Genomic DNA, 23426 nt, shown 5'->3' with positions numbered 1-23426 from the left:
GCCTAGTGGGCCGAAGCGGCGAACTGGGCGTCGGGTTTGACCTTGCGCAACGCGTCCATGAACTGCCCTTCGATGCGGTGAAGGGCGTCCTCGGTGTGGCCTTCGAAGCGCAGCACCAGCACCGGCGTCGTGTTGGACGACCGGATCAGCCCGAAACCATCATCGTACTCCGCGCGCAGGCCGTCGATCGTGATGATCTCCTTGGCGCCCGGAAACTCGCCCGTCTCCAGCAACTTCTGCACGATCTGGCGGGCCTCGCCCTCGGCGCACGGCACGTTCAGCTCGGGCGTGCTGAAGCTCGTGGGCAGCGCGTTCAGCTCGGCGCTCGGGTTGTCGGTGCGCGACAGGATCTCGAGCAGGCGGGCCGCGGTGTACGTGGCGTCGTCGAAGCCGTACCAGCGTTCGCTGAAGAAGATGTGGCCGCTCATCTCGCCGGCGAGCGGGGCCTTCGTTTCCTTGAGCTTGGCCTTCACGAGCGAGTGCCCCGTCATGTACATCAGCGGCTTGCCGCCGGCCTCGCGGATCACCGGGGCCAGGCGCTGCGTGCACTTGACGTCGTAGATGATCGTGGCGCCCTTGTTGCGGCGGAGGATGTCGGTGGCGAACAGCATCAGCTGCCGGTCGGGGTAGATGATGTTGCCGTCCTTCGTGACCACGCCCAGGCGGTCGCCGTCGCCGTCGAAGGCGAGGCCGATCTCGGCGTCGCCTTCCTTCACGGCGCGGATCAGGTCGGCGAGGTTCTCCGGCTTGCTGGGGTCCGGGTGGTGGTTCGGGAAGTCGCCGTCCACCTCGGAGTACAGCTCGGTCACGTCGCAACCCAGGGCGCGCAGGATGGCCGGGGCCGAAGCGCCGGGAATGCCGTTGCCCGAGTCGACGACGATCTTCATGCGGCGGGCCAGGCGCGCGTCGCTCGTGATGCGGTGGCTGTACTCGGGGACGATGTCCATCGGGGCCGAGCGGCCCTCACCCTTCACATAGTCTTCCTTCTCGATGCGCTGGCGCAGGGCCTGGATCTCGTCGCCGTAGATGGCGCGGCCGGCCAGCACCATCTTGAAGCCGTTGTAGTCCTTGGGGTTGTGGCTGCCCGTGACCTGGATGCCGCTGTTGCAGCCGTGCTTCCCGCGGGTGGCGGCCACGTAGTACAGCATCGGGGTGGTGACGGCGCCGAGGTCGACCACGTCGAGGCCGGTGGACGCGAGGCCGCGCACCAGGGCGGCCACGAGCGACGGGCCCGACAGGCGGCCGTCCCGGCCCACGGCCACGGCCTTTTCGCCCGCCTCGATGGCGGCGCTGCCGAAGGCGCGTCCCAGGTGTTCGGCGAAGGCTTCGTCGATGGTCTTGCCGACGATGCCCCGGATGTCGTAGGCCTTGAAGTTGGACGCGGTGACTTGCATGCTCTTGTGCTCTCCGTGAAGGTTGCGGGATTGTAGGGACCCGGGAAGTCCCTTTTTTGAGGGTCCGGGACGTGTCCGGAAACGGCGAGTTCGTTGCAATCGCCATGCCGATAATCACCTCATGGAACTCGACGACGATGCTGCCTACGAGGTACTCAAGGCCCGCGACGCCCGCTTCGACGGGCGGCTGTTCGTGGGGGTGACCTCGACCGGCATCTATTGCCGCCCCGTTTGCCGGGTGCGAATCCCGAAGCGCGAAAACTGCCGGTTCTTCGGCACCCCGGCCCAGGCCGAGGCGTCGTCGTTCCGGCCCTGCCTGAAGTGCCGCCCCGAGGTGGCCCCGGGTCCGGGGCATGCATGGTCCACGATGGACGCGTCCCGCACCCTCGCCCGCCAGGCGGCGCACTGGCTCGACGGGCGCGTGGGCGACGGTGGTGTGCCGTCCATCGCCGCACTGGCCGAACGCCTGGGCGTGAGCGACCGGCACCTGCGCCGCATCTTCCTCGCCGAACACGGCGTGACGCCGCTGCAGTACCTGCAGACCCGCCGGCTGCTGCTTTCCAAGCAGTTGCTGACCGACACCCGCCTGCCCGTCACGGCCGTGGCGCTCGCGAGCGGCTTCATGAGCGTGCGACGGTTCAACGCGGCCTTCGCGGAGAGCTACCGCATGAGCCCGTCGGCACTCCGGCGCGAGACCGACACCGACGCGCCCGCCACCGAGGCCGTGGTCGTGCACCTCGGGCTGCGTCCGCCCTACGACCATGCGGCCCTGCTGAAATTCCTCGCGGCCCGAGCCGTGCCGGGCGTCGAGGCCGTGGCCGGCGCGTGCATCCGGCGCAGCGTGCGGGCCGGCGTGCTGGGCGACATGGCGGGCTGGCTCGAAGCCGAGTTCCTCGTCGACCGACCGCTCGTGCGGGTGCGGTTCGCGCCCGAGCTGTCACCGGTCAGCGGGCGGCTGCTCGCCACCGTGCGCCGCTGGCTCGACCTCGACGCCGACCCCGCCACCATCGACCTCGCGCTGGCCGACCTGCCCGGTGCGCCGGGCCAGCGCCTGCCCGGCAGCGTGGATGCGTTCGAGATGGCGGTGCGCGCCGTGCTGGGCCAGCAGGTCACCGTGGCCGCGGCGCGCACGCTCGCGCGCCGGCTGGTGGACCGCTTCGGCCAACCGGCCGCGAGCCCCTGGCCCGAGATCGATCGCACCTTCCCGTCGCCCGAAGTGCTGGCCTCGGCGCCGGTCGAGTCGGTGGCCGAGTTGGGCATCATCCGCGCGCGAGCCGGGGCCATCGCCGCGCTGGCCGAGGCCTGGCCCCGGCTGTCGGCCCGCATGCGCACCGAACGGTCGCCCGAACCGCTGATCGCCGACCTGTGCGATCTGCCGGGCATCGGCCCGTGGACCGCGCACTACATCGCGATGCGCGCCACCGGCTGGCCCGACGCCTTCCCGCCGAAGGACGTGGCCGTGCTCAACGCGATGAAGGCGCTCTTCGGCGCCACCACCCCGCGCGAGGCCGAGCGCCTCGCCGAACGCTGGCAGCCGTGGCGCGCGTACGCCGTGCTGCGCCTCTGGAACAGCCTCTCCACCTCGCCATGAACCCGACCTCCCGCTCTCTCCACGGCCTGTGCACCGCGCAGGCCCGGCTGCCCTCGCCGTTCGGCCCCCTGCTGTGGGTGCGCACCGAACGGGGCCTGGCCGGCATGTGGTTCGACGCCCAGAAATGGTTCCCCGCCACCTTCGACGCGCCCGAGGATCCGGACGACCCGCTGATCCGCGAGGCCGCGCGGCAGCTCGACGCGTACTTCGAGGGTGGGCTCACCACGTTCGACCTGCCGCTCGACCTGCATGGCACACCCTTCCAGCGCGCGGTGTGGCAGGCGCTGCTGGCGATCGCGCCCGGCGAGACCTGCAGCTACGCCGACATCGCCCGCGCGGTGGGGTCGCCCCACGCGGTGCGGGCGGTCGGCGCGGCCGTCGGACGGAATCCCGTCGGCATCATCGTGCCCTGCCATCGGGTCATCGGACGCGACGGCAGCCTCACCGGCTATGCTGGCGGGCTCGACCGGAAGCAGGCGCTGCTGCGCCTCGAAGGTGTCCTCCAGCCCCGACAGGAGCTCCTGCTCTGAACACCCTGCACTTCGCCGAGCTGCTCGGCCTCGCCGCCATCTGGGGCGCCTCGTTCCTCTTCATGCGGGCCGGGGCCAGCGAGTTCGGCCCCATCGCCCTCGCCTTCGTGCGCGTGAGCGGTGCCCTCGTGTTCCTCGTGCCGCTGATGCTGTGGCGTGGCGAGGCCCGCGCCGCGCTGCGCCACTGGCGTCCGCTGTTCGTGGTCGGCCTCACCAACTCGGCCATCCCGTTCCTGTGCTTCAGCTTCGCGGCGCTGTCGATCCCGGCCGCGGTGCTGTCGATCTTCAACGCCGCGACCCCGCTGATGGGGGCGCTCATCGCCTGGCTGTGGCTGAAAGACCAGATGACCCCGCCCCGCGCGGTCGGGCTGGCGGTGGGCTTCGGCGGGGTCGTGTGGCTCGTGTGGAGCCGCTCGGGTGCGGCGCTCGCGGCCGGCATGGACCTGAACGCCGCGGCGCCGCTGCTCGCGTGCGTGGGCGCCACGCTCGGCTACGGCTTCTCGGCGAGCTTCACGAAACGGTTCCTGACGGGCGTGCCGCCGGTGGCCTCGGCCGCCGGCAGCCAGATCGCCGCCACGCTGTGCCTTGCCGCGCCGGCCTTCTTCACCTGGCCCGCCACGACCCCGTCGACCCGGGCCTGGGGCGCCGCGCTGCTGCTGGCCATCGTGTGCACCGGCATCGCCTACGTGATGTTCTTCCGGCTCATCGCCACCATCGGCCCGGCGCGCGCCATCTCGGTCACGTTCCTGATCCCGCTGTTCGCCGCGCTGTGGGGCTTCCTGTTCCTCGGCGAACACGTGAGTGCCGACATGGTGCTCGGCTGCGCCACGATCCTGTTGGGCACCGCACTGACCACGGGCGTGCTGCGGTGGCCACAAAGAAAAACGGCCGGTCTTCCGACCGGCCGCTGAGCACGAACGAACGGTTTCCCGTTCGCTCGGTTCGCCATCAGAAGTTGTGGCGGATGCCCAGGGCGAACGATTCGAAGTCGGTCGCGTAGCTGTTGGCGTCGCCGTCCAGCTTCGTGTAGAAGGCATAGAGGCGGGTGCGCTTGCTCAGGTTGTAGCCGTAGGCCACGGTCCATTGCGTCGCGCCGCTGTCGTTGATCTTCGAGTAGTCGTCGGCCCAGCCGTAGTTCAGGTGCAGCTCGTTGGCACCGAAGGCGTACATGCCCGACAGGCGGAAGTTGTCGCGCTTGCCGCCGCCGACGATGATGCCGTCCTCGTCGCGCTGGTAGTAGCCGCCGACGGTGAAGCCACCGAAGGTGTAGGCACCACGCAGGGCGAACTGGTTGCGGTCGCCGACCTTCTGGTAGCCGAGGCCGGCAGCCAGGCCACCCAGCGCGTAGTTGACGGCCACGTCGTAGCCCTTGTCGTCGGCGCCGTACTGCGCTTCGCTGACAGCCACTTCACCCCACAGGCCCGCGAACTCCGGCGTGCGGTACGACACCTTGTTGGTGTCGTTGTTCAGGTACGCGTACAGCGCGTCGGCCGACGTACCCGTGTCGTGGTTGTGCATGCTGACCCAGTCGGCCGTGGCGTAGTACGCCTCGCTGGTGTAGTTGCCGAGGCGGATCGTGCCGAAGTTGCTGGCCAGGTAGACCTCGCTGCCACGACCCCAGAACGCGGCTTGCCCGTTGGGCAGCGTGTTGTTGGCCGTGCCCGTCGTCGGGTCGAAACCGTGTTCGATCGCGAAGCCGGCCTTCAGGCCGCCGCCGAGGTCTTCCACGCCGCGGAAGCCGAGACGGGATGCGTTGTTCACGAGTTCGGAGCGGCTGTCGCCGCCCGCGACCTTCTGGCGTTCGGCGGAGACGTTCAGGCGGCCCCAGACGGTGACGCTGCTTTGAGCGAACGCGGTGCCGGCGGTGGCGAGCGAGAGGGATGCAATGAGAAGGGTGCGCTTCATGTGGGTTGTCCTTGTTGGGTCGAAAGTTGCAACGCGGGGGGCCTACTGCAAGGTGTGTGCCGATGCTGAAATCGTGTTCCAGTCGACGGTTGGACGAAAGAGATCCAGCCTTCCTTCCGGAAGGTCATCGCAGTTTCACAATCGGGGCAGAGCGGGGAAAGGTTAACGCCAGAACGGTGCAAACGTGCGCTTTGTCGGGGCCAACACGACGCTGACGTTGCGTGGAGGCAACCCTCACGCACCGCCAGCGCCGAAGCGCGTCACTTGCCGCGCCGGTGCGCGGGAGCCTCGAGGCGTTTGGCGAGCAGGCTCAGCAGCATCGTGAGCACCAGGTACATCACCGAAATCAACAGGTACGGCTCCCAGTAGCGGGAATACGCACCCGCCACGGTTCTCGCGGCGAGGGCCAGTTCGGCGAGGCCGATGGCCGAAACGAGGGACGAGTCCTTGATGAGCGTCACGCCCTCGTTCACGAGCGCGGGCAGCATGCGCCGGAACGCCTGTGGCAGCACGATGTAGCGCATGGTCTGCCCATGCGTGAAGCCGAGGCTGTAGCCGGCCTGGGTCTGGCCGGTGTGGATGCTCTGGATGCCGGCGCGGAAGATCTCGGAGATGTAGGCCCCGGCGTTCAGCGTGAGCGCCAGGGCGCCCGAGAAGAACGCGCCGTAGTTCTGGCGGAACTCGCGCGCGCCCTCACCCGAGTAGAGCAGCCCGTGGTCCGCATGGATCAGCGTGGGCATCAGCGCGAAGTGCACGAGCAGGATCTGCACGAACAGCGGCGTGCCGCGGAAGAAGGTCACGTACGCGGTGGTGACCGCGCGCAGGGCCTTCAGGGCCCATCCGAGCGGCACCGACCGCGGCGGCGGGGCGTCGCGCGAACTGCTCACGAGCCCGAGCAGCACGCCGAGCACCATGCCGCAGGTGATCGACACGAAGGTCAGCTTGACCGTCATCCACAGGCCGGCCACGAACAGGGGTCCGTAGCCGGCCAGAATCTCCCAGCGCAAGTCCATTCAGCGGGCGGTGCCTGTGCTCAGTTCGACGCGGCCGAGGCCGGGGCGGCCGCGGCGGCGGCCGGCGCTTCGCCGAAGTACTTCTTGTAGATCGAGTCGTACGTGCCGTCGGCCTTGATGTCGGCCAGGCCCTTGCTGAACTTCTCGACGAGCTCGGTGTTGCCCTTCTTGAAGGCGATGCCGTACTGCTCGGGCGCGAACTCCTTGTCCGTCACCGTCTTGAACTGGTTGTTCGAGTTGTTGGCGACGTAGTTGACGATCACGCCGTTGTCGGCCACCACGGCGTCCACGCCGCCGGCTTCCAGTTCCTTCAGTGCGAGCGGGGTCGACTCGAAGCGCTTGATGTTCGCGCTCGACTTGCCCTGCAGCTTCGTCACGACCTCGTCGCCCGTGGTGCCGTTCTGCACGCCCACCTTGAGCTTCTTCAGGTCGGAGAACTTCGTGACCTTCGAGTTCGTCTTCACGGCGATCAGCTGGTACGCATCGAAGTACGGCGTGCTGAAGTCCATCGTCTGCTTGCGCTCTTCGGTGATGGTCACGGCGGACACCACCAGGTCGCGGTCGCCCTGGGTCAGCGTGTTGAAGATGCCTTCCCACGGCGTGTTGATGAACTTGACCTCGAAGCCGCCCTTCTGCGCGATGGCCGAGACAACGTCGATGTCGAAGCCGACGATCTCGCCCTTGTCGTTCTGCGATTCGAACGGGGCATAGGCGGCATCGGTGCCCACGACGTAGACCTTGGCGGGCGGCGGCGGCGGTGCGGCGGCGACCGATGCGGCGGCGGACGCCGGTTCGGCGGCGGGCGCGGGCGCGTCGGCCTTCTTGCCGCAGGCGGCCAGGATGAAGCCGGCCAGGACCAGACCGGAGGTCTGGAGGAATCGTCGGGTGCTGAGTTGGGTCATGTGTTCCTCGGTGAAGACAACGGGCCCGTCGGGCCCGGGGCGGGGATAGCAGTTTGTATGCCCGAGAAGGCGAAGAGACCGCCCGACAGCATGGACCAGCCCTTCACCCAAGCACTCATGGTTTCCCCGAGGGGCGGGATTGTCTCCGATTTCGGCACGGTTCAGCGCACGGCGACGAGGAAAAGGCGCGGGAACGCAAAGAGACGCCGGCCATCGGCCCGTGGCGGGTAGGCCTCGTCGACGCCCCGTCGGTACGCCTCGAGGAAGGCCGGACGCTCGGACGCGTCAAGTGCGTCGAGGTACGGGCGCAGCCCCGTGCCCTTGACCCATTCGACGATGGCATCGGCGTCGGGCATCACGTGCTGGTACGTCGTCTCCCAGAGGTCGACCCGGCTCGCGACGGGGGCCAGCCAGTCGTGGTACTGCGCCACCGGGGACACGCGCGGCGTGGCCCGCACGGCACGCAGCCGCTCGGCCCACGGCCCCGGCGTCTCGCGCATCAGCCGGTGGCTGGGCTCGTGGTGGTTGTGGGGCATCTGGATGGCGAGCACACCGCCCGGGCGCAGGTGCGACAGCAGGGACGGCAGCAGCGCGCCGTGGTCGGGCAGCCACTGCGCCACGGCGTTGCCGTAGAGCAGATCGACCGGGGCGGCGGGCCGCCAGGTGCCGATGTCGGCCTCGACCCAGTCGACGGCGGGCAGGTCGGCACGGGCGCGCGACAGCATCTCGGGCGAGCTGTCGACCCCGGTCACGCGCGCCGCGGGCCAGCGCTCGGCGAGCAGCGCGGTGCTGTTGCCGGGGCCGCAGCCGAGGTCGACCACGTCGGTGGCGGTGTCGAGCGGCACGCGGGCGAGAAGGTCCCGGGCGGGACGGGTGCGTTCGTCGGCGAACTTGAGGTATTGGGCGTGGTCCCAGGTGGCCATGGCGGAAGTCCTTGAATCGAGGGTCACAGCCTGCCGCACCGTGAGTTCCTGCGCAACCGCCCGGGGCCGCCCCGCCCTACACTGGCGCCATGCTCGCCCTGCCCTCCGCCACCGCCGTCTCCGGCATGAACGCCGCCCAGGCTGGCTTGCGCACGAGCGCGCACAACATCGCCAACCTCGGCACCGAAGGTTTCCGCCGCCAGCAGGTGGTGGCCACCGAGGGCGCGAACGGCGGCGTGACCACCACGGTCACCCGCGCCGAGGATCCGGGCGCCGCGCTCGAGACCGACATGGTCGGCCTGCTGCAATCGAAAAACGCGTTCCTCGCGAACCTGTCGGTGTTCCGCACCAGCGACCGCATGATGGGGTCGCTGCTGGACATCGCCGCCTGACCCTCAGGCCACCGGCCGCCCCGCCCAGAACGTCCTGAAACGGCCCCGCGGGTCGTCGTGCAGGGCGGTGCACGCGCTGCCGCGCTCGAACACCATCGTGGTCCGCGAGGCGGCCGTGTACGGCGCCCATGCCGGCAGGTGCGGGTTCGACGGATCGCCCGTGGCGGCGAACGCCACCCACGCCGCGGCCAGCTGGTCGGCGAGGCGCACCTGCTCGGCCGCCGGACCGTTGAGCCCGTGCCGGATGTCGTGCAGGCTCGGACCGATGTCGACCCCGTGACACGCGCCGTACCGTCCGCCCCACGCGGGGCTCGGGATGGACCAGAGGTACGAGAACACCGAGGCCTGCCCGGCCGCCGCCTTGCGGTCCGTCTGCACATGGGCCGCGCGGCGGAAGGTCATGTCGGTGTCGATGCGGGCCTTCAGCAGGAACGGCGTGGCCTTCGGGTCCTCGTCGCGGTACATCGCCACCACGTCGGCCGCGTCGGGGCCGATGCGTTTCGCGGCCCAGGCGAGCAGGCCCGTCTCGTCGACGTCGAAGTCGGTCATGCGGTAGGCACGTTCGTCGAGCGTGGTGCCCACGAGCAGCGGCACGTCGGCCGACTCGGCGGGGGCGCCGGGGTCGAACGGATGCCGCGGGATCGCCGCCCCGTCGACCACCGGCGCGAACACGCGCGGGGCTTCGCCGAGCCGGCGGTCGGACATCTCGAGCGCCACCTGTGCGGCCAGCAGCTGTTGGAACGGCAGTTCGTGCAGGCGCTGCAGCGCGCCGCGCTCGACGCCCAGGTGGTCGAGGAAGGCCTCGGCCGTGCGGGCCGCCGCGGCCTCCGGCATCACGCGCAGCGTGGAGCCGCTCATCACGCCGGCGCGGTGGAACAGCCCGCGTGCCGACGGCATCGCCATCAGCACGCTGGTCTTCGCGCCACCGCCCGACTGGCCGAACACCAGCACGCGGCGCGGGTCGCCGCCGAAGGACGCGATGTTCTCGCGCACCCAGCGCAGCGCCGCGACGATGTCGAGCATGCCCACGGCCCCCGACGACGCGTACCGTTCCCCGCCCAGCTCGGCGAGGTTCAGGAAACCGAAGGCGCCGAGGCGGTGATTCACCGTGACCACCACCGCGTCGCCGAAGCGGGCCAGCATCTCCCCGTCGAACTGCGGCGAGTTGCCCGAGCCGGCATAGAAGCCCCCGCCGTGCAGGTGCACGAGCACGGGCTTGCGCGCGAGGTCCGAGACGCTCGGGGTCCACACGTTGAGGGCGAGGCAGTCCTCGCCCATGCCGCCCGGCTGCTGGTCGTAGAGGATCAGGTCGGCATACGCGTGCAGCCGGCTGCTGGGCATCTGCGGGGCGTACGGGCCGTAACCCGTGGCGTCGCGCACGCCCGCCCACGGCAGCACCGGGTGCGGCGGCATGAAGCGGTTGCGGCCCGACGTGTCGGCGCCGTAGCGCAGGCCCTTGAACGCATGGATGCCGCTCGTGCGCAACCCGCGCACGCGGCCCTGGGTGGTCTCCACCACCGTGAAGAGTTCGGCTTCGGTCATGCGGTCGATTGTGGCGAGGAAGTGCGTGGCGAGGCCTCATGGAATACGATATGACACTCAATGTATTCATTGATGGATACTCCGCATCCAACCTGGATCCCCTCATGACCGCCCCGGACGCCACCGCCCCCCTCGTCACCATCGATGGCCCCGTGGCCACCGTGCGCCTGAACCGCCCCGCCGTGCACAACCGCCTCGAACCCGCCGACGTGGTGTTCCTGCGGCGCACCCTCGCCGAACTGAACGACAACGCGGCCGTGCGCGTGCTCGTGCTGACCGGCACGGGCAAGAGCTTCTGCTCGGGCTTCGACCTCAACGCCCTCGGCGGCGGCACACGCGACCCGCTCGTCGACTTCCAGGCGCTCGCCGACGAGGTCGAGACCGCCCGCCCCGTCACCATCGCCCGGCTGAACGGCCCGGTGTACGGCGGCGCCACCGACCTGGCGCTGGCCTGCGACTTCCGCATCGGCGTCGACACCGCGCGCATGTTCATGCCCGCCGCGAAGTTCGGCCTGCAGTACTACCCGCACGGGCTGCGGCGCTGGGTCACGCGCCTCGGCCTCGCCGCGTCGAAGTCGCTGTTCCTCACGGGCCGCACCATCGAGGCCGTCGAGATGTTGCGCATCGGTTTCCTCGACGAGGTGGTGCCCGCCGCCGGGCTCGACGGTGCCGTGGCGCACCTCGTGGGCCAGCTCGGCGCGATGGCGCCGAAGGTGCTCGAGGGCACGAAACGGGTGCTCAACGACGTGGCCCGGCAGCAGTTCGACGACGCCGTCGCCCGCACGTTGCACAAGCAGAGCCTCGCCTCGCGCGACATGCGCGAAGCGCTGGCCGCGCGTGCCGAAGGCCGCGCGCCCGTCTTCACCGGGGAGTGACATGGACGACGTGAACACCCCCGTGCTGCCGCTCACCAGCGTGAAGGTGCTCGAGCTGTCGCAGATCCTCGCCGGCCCCACGTGCGGCCAGATGCTCGGCGACCTCGGTGCCGACGTCATCAAGATCGAGAAGTTCCCGGCCGGCGACGACGCCCGGGGCTACCGCCGCGACGGCGACTCGGGCCTCGCGCCGTCGTTCCTGATGGTCAACCGCGGCAAGCGGTCCCTCGCGCTCGACATCCGCACGCCGCGCGGCAACGCGCTCGTGCGACGCCTCGTGCGCGGCGCCGACGTGGTCACCGAAAACTTCCGCCTCGGCACGCTCGAGCGGCTCGGGCTCGGCTACGAGCAGCTCGCCGCCGAGAACCCCGCGCTGGTCTACTGCAGCATCACCGGCTACGGCCGCACCGGCCCGCTCGCGCACCAGGGCGGCTTCGACCTGATCCTGCAGGCGTTCTCGGGGCTGCTCAGCGTCACCGGCGAACCGGGCGGGCGGCCGGTCAAGCCCGGCAACTCGGTGGCCGACATCAACGCCGGCCTGCTCGCCGCGTTCGGCGTGCTCGCGGGCTACGTGCAGCGCCTGAAGACCGGCCGCGGCACACGCGTGGACACCTCGCTGCTGCACGCGTCGATGCAGCAGATGTACTGGTTCGCCGCCGCGTACTTCTCGCAGGGCACCATCGCCAAACCCGCCGGCACCGCCCACCCGCTCACGGCCCCGTACGAAACTTTCGACTGCGCGGACGGGGCGCTGGCCATCGGCGGCGCCAACCCGGCGAACTGGGAGCGCATCGCCCAGCTCCTCGGCCACCCCGAATGGATCGCCGACCCGCGCTTCGCCACGTCCCCCGCACGGCTCGCGAACCGCGCGGCGCTCGCCGAGGTGATGACGGCCGAGCTGCGCCGCCACACCACCGCGCACTGGCTCGCGAAGTTCGACGAGGCCGGCGTGCCGGCCGGCCCGGTGCACGACGTGGCCCAGGCGATGGAACACCCGCAGTCGCGCGCGGCGGGCATGGTGATCGACGTGGCGCACCCGAAGGGCGGCCACACGCGCGGCCTGGGTTCGCCGGTGCAGATCGGCGGCCGTGCGTTCGCCAACACGGGGCCCGCGCCGCGACTCGGGCAACATTCGGCCTCGGTGCTGCACGAGTTCGGCCTGACCGACGACGAAGTGCGGTCGCTGATCGACGACGGCACCGTGTTCCAGGCGCCCGCCCCATCCGGAGAATCACGATGACCTCGACCCCTCGCGTCAACCTCAGCGACAAGATCCGCGCCACGCTGGAGGCCGAGATCGGTTCGGGCCAGTTGCCCGCGGGCTCGCGCCTCGACGAACAGGCGCTGATGGAGCGCTTCGAGGTGTCGCGCACGCCGGCCCGCGAGGCCCTGCTGCAGCTCACCTCGGCCGGGCTCGTCACGTCGGTGCCGCGGCACGGTGCCGTGGTGGCCGGCGTGACCCTGCCCGACTACGTCGCGATGCTCGAGATCCTCGTCGAGCTCGAAGGCCTCGCCGCCCGGCTCTCGGCGCGCCGAATGCCGGCCGAGCAGCGTGCCGTGCTGCGCGACGCGGCCCAGGCCTGCGAGACCGCGGCCCAGGCGGAGGACCCGGTCGCCTATGGCGAAGCCAACCGCCGCTTCCACGAGGCGCTGTACGACGGCAGCCGCAACGAGGTGCTCGCGAAGCAGCTGCGCTCGATGCGCGCGCGCATGGGCCACCCGCGCAACAGCGTCTTCGACCGGCCGGGGCGCGTGCGCCAGTCGGTGGCCGAGCACCGTGCCGTGCTCGCCGCGGTGCTCGAAGGCGACGAGGACGCGGCCCACCTCGCGATGACCCGCCACATCTCGAGCGGCGGCAACGTGTACGCCGACACCATCGCAAGCATGACCCAGCCGGCCCCGGCGCCCGCGCCGCGCCGGCGTGCCTCCGCCAAGCCATGAGCCGCTCCGCCACCATCCACCTCCACCGCCACGGTGGCCCCGAGGTGCTGGAGCCGGCCACCGTGCCGCTCGCCGAGCCGGGCCCCGGCCAGGTGCGCCTGCGCCAGAGCGCGATCGGCCTGAACTACGCCGACATCTACGAGCGCGAAGGCCGGCACGGGCCGCACACCGCCAAGCCCTTCCCCATCACGCTCGGGTCGCTCGGCGCGGGGGTCGTCACGGCCGTCGGACCGGGGGTCACGCACCTCGCGGTCGGCCAGTCGATCGCGAGCCTGCAGCCCGGGGCCTACCAGGTCGAGCGCCTGGTCGCCGCCTCCCACGTGGTGCCGTTGCCCGACGACATCGCCGAGGACGTGGCCGCCGCCACGCTGCTGCGCGGCCTCACCGCCGAGTACCTGCTGCACCGGCTCTACACGGTCCGGCCGGGCGACACCGTGCTCGTGCACGCCGCCGCCGGCGGCATGGGCACGCTGCTGAGCCAGTGGGCGCGGGCGCTCGGCGCCACCGTGATCGGCACCGTGGGCTCGGCCGCCAAGGTGGCCGTCGCACAGGAACACGGCTGCCACCACGTGATCGACTACCGCACGGAAGACTTCGCCGCGCGCACGCTCGAACTCACCGGCGGCCGCGGCGTGGGGGTCGTGTACGACGCGGTGGGCAGGGCCGTGTTCGAGCGTTCGCTCGACTGCCTGCGGCCGATGGGCCTCCTGATCAGCTACGGCACCGCGTCGGGTGACGTGGGGATGTTCGACCTGCAGCGCCTGCATTCGAAGTCGCTGAGCGTGTGCCGGCCCACGCTGCGCACCTTCATCACCGACCCGGCCGACCTGCGGCGCGGGGCCGAACGCCTCTTCGCCGCGGCGCGTGCGGGCGACGTGCGGCTCGCCGTCGACCGGCGCTACGCGCTGTCGGATGTCCGCAAGGCCCACGAGGACCTCGAGGGCAGGCTCACCACCGGGGCGGCGGTGCTGGTGCCCTAGTCGGAATTCTTCGCGAGCCGCGCCACCAGCTTCATCAGCGTCGGCACGCGCTTGCGGCCATGCATGGCCCTCACGCGCGCCTTCGCGGCCCCCAGGTCCACGCCCGCACTGGTGATCAAGAGCGGCGGGGTTTCCTCCTCGCGCGCCACCTCGTACTGCGCCGACAGCCCGGGCAGGCTCTTCTTCGAGATCCCGATGACCGGGACGTGGCCACCCAGCCCGTCGAACAGGTGCCGGCCGGGGCCGGGGGTCTCCTGCGCGTCGACGAACACGAAGCCGTCGAAGAGGATCATCTCGGGCTTCAGGCCGTGTTCGCCCAGCAACTGCAGCAGGCACGGCACTTCGCGCAGGTCGGGTTCACCACGCACGGCCTTGGGCGCCTGCGCGATGCGGGTGGTCCAGGTCTTCGACGCCTCCGGTGCGTCCCACGCCTCGAAGGCCACGGCCGCCACCACGGCGCCTTCGCCCTCGAAGTGAACGTGCATCGCGAGTTTCATCGGGTCCTCCAGGTCGCCCGACGGCCGGGCCCGGGCATTGTCCCTGCTTCACCGCTGGCACACTGCCCGCCATGCCCATGCCCTCTCCCACCGATCCCGGCGTCCAGGTCCACACTCCCTTCGAGGACGCGCAGGCCATCTTCACCGGAACGCTGTTCGTCTCGCTCGCGCTGATCCTCTACGGCCAGGTGGGGCTGATGACGGGCGGCACTGCGGGCGCCGCCTTCGTGCTGCACTACGCCACGGGCGTGAGCCTGGGCAAGCTCTTCTTCCTGATCAACCTGCCGTTCTACTGGTTCGCGTGGCAGCGCATGGGCCGCGAGTTCACGCTGAAGACCTTCGTCGCGATCACCCTGCTCTCGGGCTTCGCGGAATGGTCGCCTCAGCTCTTCGCGATCGAGCGGCTCCACCCGGCGTACGCGGCCGTGCTGGGCGGACTGCTGCTCGGCTCGGGCTGCCTGTTCCTCGCGCGGCACCGGGCCAGCCTGGGCGGCGCCACGGTGGTGTCGCTCTACCTGCAGCAGGCCCGCGGCTGGCGCGCGGGCAAGGTGCAGATGGGGATCGACTGCACCATCCTCGCGCTGTCTCTCTTCGTGATCCCGGCCGACCGCGTGGCGTACTCGGTGCTGGGCGCGGTGGCGATGAACCTCTTCATCGCGGTGAACCACCGGCCGGGCCGGTACGCGGTGCTCTGAGTCAGATTCCCTCGGCCTCGGGCGGCATGTAGCCCGATTCGGCGGCATCGGTCCGGCGACGTTCGCGCGCCGACAGCCAGGTGCCCGCCGCGCCGCACAGGCAGATCGCGAGAATGCCCAGCAGCGCCCAGGTGTCGGGCACGTGGGCGAACACGAGCCAGCCGCCGAGCGTGGCGAACACCACCTGCAGGTACAGGTACGGCGTGAGCGTGGCGACCGGGGCGCGGGCGTAGCCGAGGATCAGCATCATGTGCCCGACGCTGCCGAACACACCCATCAGCAGCAGCAGGAGCCAGATGTCGAGCGGGAGCGCCGTCCACACGAACGGCAGCGCGGCGGTGCCGAGCGCCGCGCCCACGAGGCCGGTGTAGAAGTGCGTGGTGCCCGGGTCCTCGATGCGGGCCATCTTGCCGGTCAGCGCCTGGAACGAGCCGAGCACGGCCACCAGCAGCAGCGGCAGCAGGCCCGACCAGTCGAACATCTCGCGGCCGGGGCGGATCACCACCAGCGCGCCGCAGAAGCCGCCGAACACCAGCAGCCAGCGCAGCGGCGAGACCTTCTCGCCGAGCGACGTGGCCGCGAGCACCGTGACCACGAGCGGCGTCAGCATGATGATGGCCGTGAACTCCCCCACCGGCGTGAACCGCAGCGCCACGAAGGACAGCATGCTCGACACGAACAGCAGCACCCCGCGCAGCAGTTGCAGCCACGGGTGGCGCGCGCGCAGCAGCGACAGGCCCCGCCGCGGCAGCATCACCCCGGCCGTCACCACCGCCTGGAACGCGTAGCGGAACCACACCGCGAGCAGGAGGGGCGCGGCAGTGCTCACCACCTTGGTCGTGGTGTCGAGCGCGGCGAAACAGGCAACGGCGGTGGCCACGAACAGCACGCCTTGCAGCGCCCGGTCGCCCGCGGTGGGGGTGGTCATGGGAGATCTCGGTGGAAGGTGGAACTCAGCGCGCGCTGCCGCGTGCCGCGAAGAAGGAGGAACCGCTGCTCGCGAAGCCCAGCTCGCGCGCGGCGGCCAGCAGCGCGGGTGACACCACCGGCAGGCGCGCCTCGGTGAGCCGCAGGCTCGGGCCGGCCACGCTCACCGTGCCGATCACGGCGCCGGTGACCGGGTGCAGCACGGCCACGGCCAGCGCCGCGAGGCCCGGCGCGGAACTGTCGACGACCCAGGCGTAGCCGCGTGCGCGTGCCTTCTGCACGAGGGCCATCACGTCCTGCAGCGTCTTCGGCGCCTGCGACCCAAGCCCGTCGTGCGACGCGATGCCTTCGCGGGCGAGCAGCGCGAGCGCGTCGTCGCCCGGCAGCGAGGCCAGCCACGCATGGCCCGAGGCGGTGCACGACAGCGCGGCGCCACGCCCCATGTCGGGGTCGTAGCGCATGCCGCTGCGCGCGCCCTGCGACTTGGTCACCCACACCTGGCGGTCGCCATCGATCACACCCAGGCGCACCAGCTCGCCGCTCACTTCGGCAAGGCGGTCGAGGATGGGCTGGACCACGTCGTTCAGGCCGCTCTGCCCGAGGAAACCGAACGCGAGCGACAGCAGGCGCGTGGTCAGCAGGTAGCGGGCGGTGTCGGGATCCTGGCGCACATGGCCGAGGGCGGCCAGCTCGGCGAGCGTGCGGTGGGCCGCGCTCTTGGGCATGTCGAGCGCATCGGCGACCGCCTGCAGCGGCAGGCCGGCGGGATGGGCGCAGAGCAATTCGAGGGCGCCGAGGGCGCGGGTGATCTGTTGGGTGGCCACGGGAACGATCCGAACAACGTTAACATTGGAACACAGTTCCAGATTACTGTGTCGGGTCGTGTGCGAAAGCTCACAAAATGGGCCGGAGTTCCACGGCCACCTCACGCAGCGCGGGCAGCAGTTTCTCGAGCATCGACTCCTGCGTGTACGACTGCGACTGCAGCGTCATGCCGATGCTGCCCCGGCACTCGCCCTTGCGGTCCTTGACCGGCACGGCGATGCCGCGCAACGCCGGGTCGAGCTGCTGCTCGGTCATCCAGAAGCCCAGCGTGCGGGCCGCCATCACGTGTTCGCGGAAGCGGCTGGCCTCCACCACGGTCTGGGCCGTGAAGCCGAAGAACTCGTGCGTGGCGATCCACTGGTCGATGGCCTCGTCGGTCCACGTCGACATGATGGCCACGCCCGGCGTGACCACGTGCGCCGGCACGCGGATGCCCACCTGGTAGCCGATGGAGACGTAGCGCGGCGGGCTGCTGCGAGCGAGATAGACGATCTCGTGGCCGTCGAGCACGCTGAAGTTGACCGTCTCGCCGGTGCGCATCGACACCCGCTGGATGAACGGCTGCACGAGCCGCGGCAGCCGCGCCGCCGCGAGGTAGCTCTGCCCGAGACGCAGCACGCGCGGCAGCAGCCAGAAGCGCTTGCCGTCGCCCGCGGCGTACCCGAAGTGCACGAGGCTCAGCAGGTAGCGGCGCGCGGCCGTGCGGGTCATGCCGGCACGCACCGCGACTTCCGACGCGGTGAGGTGCGGATGGTCGTCGTCGAAGGCCTCGATGACCCGAAGCCCCTTGCCGAGGCCGTCGACGAGGTCCTTTTTTTCGATCTCCAGCGGAATGGCGTCCATGGTCGAGGCCCCGAGTTAACCCGCAAAATGAGCGCTGAACGCGCCTTGTGCGCGATCATCGCTCAAAACGACAGTTCCGGCCTTGTGGGTTCCACGAGGTGTGCCTAAGGTAGAACCGTCGCACACTTTGATCCCTGTCATGAAGATTTCCGGTACCACTCGCGTTTTCCTGATCGTCGGCGATCCTGTCGCCCAGGTGCGCGCGCCCGAAGCCTTCAACCACTTGTTCGAACAGCATGGCGTGGATGCCGTGCTCGTCCCCGCCCAGATTCCTTCGAACGAGCTCGAAGGCTTCGTGCGCCACGTGTTCAAGGCAGGCAACATCGACGGCCTCTGGGTCGCCATCCCCCACAAGACCGGCATCACCGCCGTGCTCGACAAGTGCGACCCGCTCGGCCGCGCCGCGGGCGCCGTGAACGCCGTGCGCCGCAACGCCGACGGCACCATCGAGGGCGCCCTGTTCGACGGCGTCGGTTTCACGAAGGCGCTCGGCACGTTCGGCGTGCCGGTCAAGGGCCGCAACGTGCTGGTGGTGGGTGTGGGCGGTGGCGGCGTCGCCATCGCCGCGTCGCTCGCCCAGCAGGGCGCGGGCCGCGTCGCGCTGTTCGACAACACGCCGGGCCGCACCGACGAGGTCGCCGCCCGCCTGCGCGCCGAGTTCGGCGTCGACGTGGTGTCCGCGAAGACCGCCGACCCCGCCGGCTACGACCTGGTGGCCCACGCCACGCCGCTCGGCCTGAAGATCGGCGACCCGCTGCCGTTCGACGTGTCCCGCGTGGACGCCGACGCCACCGTCGTGGACATCCTGATGAAGAACCAGCCCACTCCGCTCGTGCGCGCCTGCCGCGAACGTGGCGTCGACGCCCACCCGGGCTTCGAGATGATGGTGCAGCAGGTCCCCGAGTACCTTTCCTTTTTCGGCTTCGACCACATCGCGAAGACGGTGCAAGCCGACCCCGCCGACGTCCGTGCCCTGTTCACGCAGGCCTGATGCCGATCTCCCCCCAGCCCACTGAGCAGAAGACCATCATGAAAAAGATCCACCTGGCCGCCCTCACCGCCTGCGCACTCGCCGCCGGCGCCGCACACGCACAGATCAAGATCGCCGTCATCCAGGAGTTGTCGGGCGCAGGCGCCACCGCCGGCACCAACTTCAAGAACGGGCTCGACCTCGCCGTGAAGGAAATCAACGCGGCCGGCGGCATCCTGGGCCAGAAGATCCAGGCCTCGGTGAACGACACCCAGTCGAACCCCGGCGTGGCCAAGGGCCTCGCGACCAAGGCGGTGGACGACGGCGCCTTCGCCGTGTTCGGCCCCACGTTCTCGGGTTCGATGATCGTCAGCATGGCGGAGACCCGCCGCGCCGAAGTGCCGAACTTCACCGGCGCCGAAGCCGCCTCGATCACGCAGCAGGGCAACCCGTACGTCTTCCGCACCAGCTTCACGCAGACCACGTCGATGCCGAAGCTCGCGCGCTATCTGGCCTCGAACCTCAAGGCCAAGACCGTGGCCGTCGTGTTCGTCAACAACGACTTCGGCAAGGGCGGCCGCGACGCCTTCAACACCGCTGCCGCCGCCGCCGGCCTGAAGGTCGTCGCCGACATCTCCACCGACTCCGGCCAGGTCGACTTCTCCGCCCCGGTGCTCAAGGCCAAGCAGAGCAACGCCGACGCCATCTTCGTCTACACCAACGAAGAGGAATCGGCCCGCGCGCTGCGTGAACTGCGCAAGCAGGGCTGGACCAAGCCGATCATCGGCGAGACCACCCTCACGGGCCAGAAGGTCATCGACCTCGCCGGCGACGCCGCCAACGGCGCCCTCGCCCACGTGGGCCTGACCGTCGACGCGCCGATCCCGACGATGCGTGCCTTCCGCGCCAAGTTCGAGAAGGCCTACAACTACGTGTCGGACCACAACGGCATCAAGGGCTACACCAGCGTCTACATGCTCAAGGCCGGCATCGAGAAGGCCGGCAAGGCCGACCGCGTCGCCGTCGCCAAGGCCCTGCACGGCCTGCACATCAGCGCCGCCAAGGAACCCGGCGTGATCATGGACGTGTCCATCGACAACAACGGCGACCTCGACCGCGAAAGCTTCATCGTCGAGGTCAAGGGTGGCAAGCAAGAGGTCAAGGAAACGCTGCCTCCGCTGTCCAAGAAGTAAATCCGCCTCCCCAAGGCGGCGTTCCGGTTCGCTTTCCCCGCGGCACGCGTGTGCCGCGGTGGGCGGACTCATCCCTACGCGAGAGCAAGATGACCGACTTCCTCCAACTCTTTCTTTCAGGCATGGCCACGGGCAGCATCTACGCCCTGGCCGCGCTCGGCTTCACGTTGCTTTGGCAGGCGTCGGGCACCATCAACTTCGCCCAGGGCGAGTTCGTGATGCTGCCGGCGTTCATGATGCTGGCGTTCTCCGCGATGGGTGCGCCGCTCATCCTGAGCTTCCTCTTCACCTGTGCCGTCGCCGTGCTCGTGCTCGGCCTGGGCTTCAAGCGCGGCATCGCCGACCCGCTGCTCAAGTTCGGCATGATGCCGATCGTCGTGGCCACCATCGGCCTCGCCATCGCGATGCGCAACGGCATCCGCGCGGGCTACAGCGCCGAGGCCCATCCGTTCCCGAGCCTCTTCGCCGACAAGCTCTTCAACATCGCCGGCGTGACCGTCACGCTGGCCGACGTGGGCACCCTCGCCCTCGCCCTGGTGCTCGTGCTCGGCACGCAGGCCTTCCTCGCCAAGACGGTGACGGGCCGCGCGATGCAGGCCGTGGCGCAGAACACCGACAGCGCGACCGTGCTCGGCATCAACGTGCCGCGCATGATCTTCTACACCTTCGCCATCAACGCGCTGCTGGCCTGCGCCGCCGCGCTGCTGGTCACGCCGACCTACCTCGCCAAGTTCGACATGGGCGAGTCGCTCGGCAACAAGGCCTTCTTCGCCGCGATCATCGGCGGCTTCAACAACAGCCGCGGGGCCCTGCTCGGCGGACTGATCGTGGGCGTCTGCGAGAACCTGGCCGCGGCCTACATCTCGCCCGCCTACAAGGACGCCGTGGCGCTCGTGATCTTCATGCTCGTGATCCTGTTCAAGCCGCAGGGTCTGCTGGGCAAGTCGGTCGAACGCAAGGTCTGACAACGTTTCGCGAGACACACCCCATGAACCGCTCCACCCTCTTCGGCATCGCCGGCCTCGTGCTGCTGCTCGCCGTGCCGCCGTTCCTCAAGAACTACGGCATCTACCTCGTCAGCTACTGGCTCGTGTTCGTCATCGCGACGATGGGCCTGAACCTCACCGTCGGCTACGCCGGCCAGAAGTCCCTCGGCCACGCCGCGTTCTTCGGCATCGGCGCCTACACCGTCGCCATCCTCGCGAAGGCCGGCATCAGCTTCTGGCTGGGCCTGCCCATCGCGGCGGTCGGCTGCTTCATCATCGGCATCGGCCTCGGCTTCCCGGCCCTGCGCGTGCAGACCATCTACCTCGCGTTCGCGACCCTGGGCTTCAACACCGCCGTGTGGCTCGTGATGCGCAATGAAGAGTGGCTGACCGGCGGCACCTTCGGCATGGACATCAGTGCCTACGGCCGTCCCTCGCTGCTGGGCCTGAGCCTCGAGAAGAACCTGTCGTTCTACTACTTCATCCTCGGCATGACGGTGCTGCTGGCCGGCCTGTTGTGGGGCCTGATGCGCTCGCCGTGGGGCAAGGCGTTCACCGCGCTGCGCGACAACCCGATCCGCGCGGAGAGCCTCGGCATCAACGTGCAGTCGTACACGCTGCTGTCGTTCGCGATCGGCGCGACCTATGCCGGCATCGCGGGCGCCCTGTTCGCCCACCTCGTGCAGTTCATCGAACCCGCGCCGTTCTCGGTCGGCACGTCGATCATGATGTACCTGATGGTGGTGGTCGGCGGTCCCGGCTACTTCTTCGGCCCGGTGCTCGGTGCCGCCGTGGGCGTGCTGCTGCCCGAGTGGCTGCGCTTCGCGCAGGCCTGGTACCTGTTCGTGTTCGGCATCATGGTCGTGCTGCTGATGCTGTGGCTGCCCGACGGCCTGCTGAGCATCCCCGACCGCATCAAGGCGCGCCGCCTGGCGCGTGAAGCCTCCGCGGCCCGCCAGTCGGCCGCCCGTGCCGTGGGAGTCCAATCGTGAGCGCACCGCTTCTCAAAGTCACCGGCCTGAAGAAGGCGTACGGGGCCATCCAGGCCGTGGGCGGGGTCTCCTTCGAGGTCATGCCCGGCGAGATCTTCGGCGTCATCGGGCCCAACGGCTCGGGCAAGACGACGATGTTCAACAGCGTGCTCGGGCAGATCACGCCGAACGAAGGCTCGATCGAGCTCAACGGCCAGAACATCACCGGCCTCTCGCCGCTCGAGCTGAACCGGCGCGGCGTGGGCCGCACGTTCCAGACGCTGCAGGTGTTCGGCAAGATGTCCGTGCGCGACAACCTGCTCGTCGCCGCGCAGGAACACCAGGGCTCGATGTTCAGCCGCATGTTCGCCCCGGGCGACTCGGGCCTGGGTGCCAAGGCCGACGCGCTGATCGACCAGTTCCGCATCCGGCACGTCGCGCACAAGAAGGCCGGCGAGCTGAGCTACGGCCAGCAGAAGCTGGTGGACATCGCGATGGCCTTCATGAGCGAGCCGGCCCTCGTGCTGCTCGACGAGCCGTGCGCCGGCGTGAACCCGAGCCTCGTGGGCGGCATCAGCACGCTGCTCAAGGAACTGAACCAGTCCCGCTCGGGCAGCTTCATCGTGATCGAGCACAACATGGACTTCGTGATGGACCTGTGCCACCGCATCATGGTGATGGTGGAAGGCAAGGTCATGGCCATCGGCACGCCCGCCGAGATCCGCGCGAACAAGCAAGTGCTCGACGCCTACCTGGGGAACTGAGAACCATGGACCCGATCGCCATCGAATTCGACGACGTGGTTGCCGGCTACGGCGACTTCATGATCCTCAACAACCTGAGCTTCAAGGCCAAGCGCGGCAAGATCACGCTGCTGCTGGGCCCGAACGGCGCCGGCAAGTCCACCGTGCTGAAGACACTCTTCGGCATGCTGAAGGTGCGCAACGGCTCCATCAAGCTCGACGGGCAGGACATCACGGGCGCCAGCGCCAAGAGCCTGCTCGTGGAACACGGCGTGGCCTTCGTGCCGCAGGGCCGCAACCTCTTCGGCCAGCTGTCCGTGATGGAGAACCTGGAGCTCGGCGGCATCACGCTCGGCATGAAGACCTGCCGCGAGCGCATCCCCGAGGTGCTGGACCTGTTCCCACGCGTGAAGGAGCGGCTGCACAGCGCGGCCGCGTCCCTCTCGGGGGGCGAGCAGAAGCAGCTCGAGGTGGGCCGCGCACTGCTGCTGCGCCCGAAGGTCATCCTGATCGACGAACCATCGATCGGCCTGAGCCCGATGGTGGTGGCCGACGTGTTCAAGCTGCTGCGCAAGCTCGCCGAACAGGGCACCACGGTGCTGATGGTCGAGCAGAACGTCAAGAGCGCGCTGAAGATGGCCGACGAGGCCATCGCGCTCGAGTCGGGCCGCCTCGTGCTGCACAAGGCCGCCGACGAGCTCCTCAACGATCCCAACATCGAACGGCTGTTCCTCGGGGGCGCGCACGCGGCGCCCGCCCCGGCCGCCGCCTGACCGCCACACCCGCCC

25 protein-coding genes are annotated in these 23426 nt (G+C 69.8%); 15 read left to right on the top strand and 10 right to left on the bottom strand.

The genetic code is table 11. The features are described 5' to 3' along the window. Nucleotides 1-2 precede the first annotated feature (2 nt). The gene (locus tag A4W93_RS11940) at nt 3-1394 is read right to left on the bottom strand and encodes a phosphomannomutase/phosphoglucomutase (RefSeq protein WP_085750814.1); all 1392 of its coding nucleotides are present in this window, start codon (nt 1392-1394) and stop codon (nt 3-5) included. A 121-nt stretch (nt 1395-1515) separates the two neighbouring features. Here A4W93_RS11940 and A4W93_RS11935 point away from each other — a divergent pair, with 121 nt between their 5' ends. From A4W93_RS11935 to A4W93_RS11925, 3 genes are read left to right on the top strand one after another with little or no spacing between them, the layout of a single operon-like run. Then, nucleotides 1516-2985: a DNA-3-methyladenine glycosylase 2 family protein gene (locus A4W93_RS11935; RefSeq protein WP_085750813.1), complete on the top strand. Its 1470-nt coding sequence runs from the start codon at nt 1516-1518 to the stop codon at nt 2983-2985. Further along, the gene (locus A4W93_RS11930; RefSeq protein ID WP_085750812.1) at nt 2982-3515 is read left to right on the top strand and encodes a methylated-DNA--[protein]-cysteine S-methyltransferase; all 534 of its coding nucleotides are present in this window, start codon (nt 2982-2984) and stop codon (nt 3513-3515) included. Before A4W93_RS11935 ends, A4W93_RS11930 begins: the two co-directional genes overlap by 4 nt. Continuing rightward, nucleotides 3512-4426, top strand: a complete 915-nt coding sequence (locus A4W93_RS11925) for a DMT family transporter (protein ID WP_085754139.1) — start codon at nt 3512-3514, stop codon at nt 4424-4426. The genes A4W93_RS11930 and A4W93_RS11925 overlap by 4 nt, the downstream gene beginning before the upstream one ends. 37 nt (nt 4427-4463) lie before the next feature. On the opposite strand, the gene A4W93_RS11920 is transcribed toward A4W93_RS11925, so the two are convergent. The 4 genes from A4W93_RS11920 to tam all read right to left on the bottom strand — a co-directional run bounded on the left by A4W93_RS11920 (nt 4464) and on the right by tam (nt 8258). Further along, nucleotides 4464-5420 carry a porin gene (locus tag A4W93_RS11920; protein ID WP_085750811.1) on the bottom strand — a complete coding sequence of 319 codons (957 nt, stop codon included), beginning with the start codon at nt 5418-5420 and terminating at the stop codon, nt 4464-4466. Nucleotides 5421-5680: 260 nt separating this feature from the next. Next, complete coding sequence (locus tag A4W93_RS11915; RefSeq protein WP_085750810.1) at nt 5681-6433, bottom strand: amino acid ABC transporter permease; 753 nt, start codon at nt 6431-6433, stop codon at nt 5681-5683. 20 nt (nt 6434-6453) lie between these two features. Next, nucleotides 6454-7335, bottom strand: coding sequence for a basic amino acid ABC transporter substrate-binding protein (locus A4W93_RS11910; protein ID WP_085750809.1), 882 nt, complete (start codon nt 7333-7335; stop codon nt 6454-6456). Between the two features lie 161 nt (nt 7336-7496). After that, complete coding sequence (gene tam, locus A4W93_RS11905; protein WP_085750808.1) at nt 7497-8258, bottom strand: trans-aconitate 2-methyltransferase; 762 nt, start codon at nt 8256-8258, stop codon at nt 7497-7499. 89 nt (nt 8259-8347) lie between these two features. Here tam and A4W93_RS11900 point away from each other — a divergent pair, with 89 nt between their 5' ends. Then, nucleotides 8348-8650, top strand: coding sequence for a flagellar basal body protein (locus A4W93_RS11900; RefSeq protein WP_085750807.1), 303 nt, complete (start codon nt 8348-8350; stop codon nt 8648-8650). 3 nt (nt 8651-8653) lie between these two features. On the opposite strand, the gene A4W93_RS11895 is transcribed toward A4W93_RS11900, so the two are convergent. Next, nucleotides 8654-10192 carry a carboxylesterase/lipase family protein gene (locus A4W93_RS11895; protein ID WP_085750806.1) on the bottom strand — a complete coding sequence of 513 codons (1539 nt, stop codon included), beginning with the start codon at nt 10190-10192 and terminating at the stop codon, nt 8654-8656. 104 nt (nt 10193-10296) lie between these two features. On the opposite strand from A4W93_RS11895, the gene A4W93_RS11890 reads away from it, so the two are divergent. From A4W93_RS11890 to A4W93_RS11875, 4 genes are read left to right on the top strand one after another with little or no spacing between them, the layout of a single operon-like run. Continuing rightward, nucleotides 10297-11067 (top strand): enoyl-CoA hydratase/isomerase family protein, encoded by a 771-nt coding sequence (locus tag A4W93_RS11890; protein ID WP_085750805.1) that lies wholly within the window; start codon nt 10297-10299, stop codon nt 11065-11067. A 1-nt stretch (nt 11068) separates the two neighbouring features. Then, the gene (locus A4W93_RS11885; RefSeq protein ID WP_085750804.1) at nt 11069-12307 is read left to right on the top strand and encodes a CaiB/BaiF CoA transferase family protein; all 1239 of its coding nucleotides are present in this window, start codon (nt 11069-11071) and stop codon (nt 12305-12307) included. Beyond that, on the top strand, nt 12304-13008 hold the full coding sequence (locus A4W93_RS11880) for a GntR family transcriptional regulator (protein WP_085750803.1): 705 nt from the start codon (nt 12304-12306) through the stop codon (nt 13006-13008). Before A4W93_RS11885 ends, A4W93_RS11880 begins: the two co-directional genes overlap by 4 nt. Continuing rightward, a complete protein-coding gene (locus tag A4W93_RS11875) occupies nt 13005-13988 on the top strand; it encodes a quinone oxidoreductase family protein (protein ID WP_085750802.1) in 984 nt (327 codons plus the stop codon). Before A4W93_RS11880 ends, A4W93_RS11875 begins: the two co-directional genes overlap by 4 nt. Here A4W93_RS11875 and A4W93_RS11870 read toward each other — a convergent pair. After that, the gene (locus A4W93_RS11870) at nt 13985-14485 is read right to left on the bottom strand and encodes a hypothetical protein (protein ID WP_085750801.1); all 501 of its coding nucleotides are present in this window, start codon (nt 14483-14485) and stop codon (nt 13985-13987) included. The genes A4W93_RS11875 and A4W93_RS11870 overlap by 4 nt on opposite strands. Nucleotides 14486-14562: 77 nt before the next feature. On the opposite strand from A4W93_RS11870, the gene A4W93_RS11865 reads away from it, so the two are divergent. Continuing rightward, nucleotides 14563-15180 carry a YitT family protein gene (locus tag A4W93_RS11865; RefSeq protein WP_085754138.1) on the top strand — a complete coding sequence of 206 codons (618 nt, stop codon included), beginning with the start codon at nt 14563-14565 and terminating at the stop codon, nt 15178-15180. A gap of 1 nt (nt 15181) precedes the next feature. Here the strand turns inward: A4W93_RS11865 and A4W93_RS11860 are convergent, their stop codons facing one another. From A4W93_RS11860 to A4W93_RS11850, 3 genes are all read right to left on the bottom strand, one after another. Next, nucleotides 15182-16108, bottom strand: coding sequence for a DMT family transporter (locus A4W93_RS11860; RefSeq protein WP_085750800.1), 927 nt, complete (start codon nt 16106-16108; stop codon nt 15182-15184). Between the two features lie 25 nt (nt 16109-16133). Beyond that, nucleotides 16134-16931 (bottom strand): IclR family transcriptional regulator, encoded by a 798-nt coding sequence (locus tag A4W93_RS11855; protein WP_085750799.1) that lies wholly within the window; start codon nt 16929-16931, stop codon nt 16134-16136. 70 nt (nt 16932-17001) lie between these two features. After that, nucleotides 17002-17775 carry an IclR family transcriptional regulator domain-containing protein gene (locus A4W93_RS11850; RefSeq protein WP_085750798.1) on the bottom strand — a complete coding sequence of 258 codons (774 nt, stop codon included), beginning with the start codon at nt 17773-17775 and terminating at the stop codon, nt 17002-17004. Nucleotides 17776-17914: 139 nt separating this feature from the next. Between A4W93_RS11850 and A4W93_RS11845 the strand changes: the two genes are divergently transcribed. The 6 genes from A4W93_RS11845 (at nt 17915) to A4W93_RS11820 (ending at nt 23411) form a co-directional block, all read left to right on the top strand. Next, the gene (locus A4W93_RS11845) at nt 17915-18766 is read left to right on the top strand and encodes a shikimate dehydrogenase family protein (RefSeq protein WP_085750797.1); all 852 of its coding nucleotides are present in this window, start codon (nt 17915-17917) and stop codon (nt 18764-18766) included. Between the two features lie 38 nt (nt 18767-18804). After that, nucleotides 18805-19938, top strand: a complete 1134-nt coding sequence (locus A4W93_RS11840) for an ABC transporter substrate-binding protein (RefSeq protein ID WP_085750796.1) — start codon at nt 18805-18807, stop codon at nt 19936-19938. An 89-nt stretch (nt 19939-20027) separates the two neighbouring features. Beyond that, nucleotides 20028-20903: a branched-chain amino acid ABC transporter permease gene (locus tag A4W93_RS11835; protein WP_085750795.1), complete on the top strand. Its 876-nt coding sequence runs from the start codon at nt 20028-20030 to the stop codon at nt 20901-20903. A gap of 23 nt (nt 20904-20926) precedes the next feature. After that, nucleotides 20927-21916, top strand: coding sequence for a branched-chain amino acid ABC transporter permease (locus A4W93_RS11830; protein ID WP_085750794.1), 990 nt, complete (start codon nt 20927-20929; stop codon nt 21914-21916). Continuing rightward, entirely contained in the window at nt 21913-22659 is a 747-nt protein-coding gene (locus A4W93_RS11825; RefSeq protein WP_085750793.1) for an ABC transporter ATP-binding protein, read from the top strand. Before A4W93_RS11830 ends, A4W93_RS11825 begins: the two co-directional genes overlap by 4 nt. A 5-nt stretch (nt 22660-22664) precedes the next feature. Further along, entirely contained in the window at nt 22665-23411 is a 747-nt protein-coding gene (locus tag A4W93_RS11820) for an ABC transporter ATP-binding protein (protein ID WP_085750792.1), read from the top strand. Nucleotides 23412-23426 lie beyond the last annotated feature (15 nt).

Source organism: Piscinibacter gummiphilus (assembly GCF_002116905.1).
GTDB classification, from domain to species: domain Bacteria; phylum Pseudomonadota; class Gammaproteobacteria; order Burkholderiales; family Burkholderiaceae_C; genus Rhizobacter; species Rhizobacter gummiphilus.
This window is presented reverse-complemented; position numbering and strand designations above follow the sequence as displayed.